1 protein-coding gene is annotated in these 869 nt (G+C 64.3%); it reads right to left on the bottom strand.

Features of this window, described 5'->3' with window-relative positions:
- Positions 1-196: 196 nt before the first annotated feature.
- On the bottom strand, positions 197-869 hold a 673-nt coding region (locus tag HX846_RS38570; protein ID WP_178967621.1), incomplete at its 5' end, for a FecR family protein.

Genomic DNA, 869 nt, shown 5'->3' with positions numbered 1-869 from the left:
CGATGTCGAACGCCTGTACCTGCTGCTGCGCGTAGGCCAGGCCCGGCACCGCCAGGGGCAGGCAGCCAAGCAACAGTCGACTGGCCAGCAACAGGCCGCCGCGTGTGGGGGTTGAAGACATGTTATCGGTGCTCCTTTGGATGTTGGCCAAGGAAAGGACGCGGCAAAACCGAAAACACGCAACGGTGCGTAAGAATTATCCGGCGGGGGATTTCAGGCGCACACGTGTGAGCCACGGGGTGTAGGTGCTGACTTCAATCGGCAGGGTGCGTGTGAGCAGGCGCAATGCGCGGTCGCTGTCGTCCGTCGGCAGCATCACCGTCACCCGAATGCCTTGCAGCGCCTGGCGATCGAACATCAGCACACCCGGGCGATGCCGCGCCAGGCGCTCAAGTACATCCGCCAGCGGCTCGTCGTTGGCCAGCAACTGGTGGGCCGTCCAGGCTTGCTGCTGCGCTTGCACATCAACGCTTTTCGGCGTGCCGGGCCCGCTTGCATCCAGGCGCACCTGCTCGCCGGGGCCGAGGGTAATCGTATGCCCGGCACTGTCGATGCGGGTCGAGGATTCGAGCATCTTGACCACGGTGGCGGTGTCGCTGAGTTCGACGATAAAACGCGTGCCCAGGGCGCGAATGCTGCCCTGCGGGGTGTCGACATAAAACGGGCGCTGGGTGTCCTTGGCCACTGTTACCAGAATCTCACCATGCAGCAGTTGCACGCGGCGCTGGCTGGCGTCCAGGTGCAGGTTCACCGCAGAGCTGCCTTCCAGTTGCAGGTCGCTGCCGTCGGCCAGCAGCGTCTGGCGCCATTGGCCACGGTCGGTGCTCAGGTCGGCGAACAGATAGCCACGTTGCTCGTACTGGTACGCC

This window comes from Pseudomonas sp. K5002 (genome assembly GCF_013386655.1).
Classification (GTDB): domain Bacteria; phylum Pseudomonadota; class Gammaproteobacteria; order Pseudomonadales; family Pseudomonadaceae; genus Aquipseudomonas.
The sequence above is the reverse complement of the archived record's forward strand: the minus strand, read 5'-3'. Positions and strand labels throughout refer to the sequence as shown.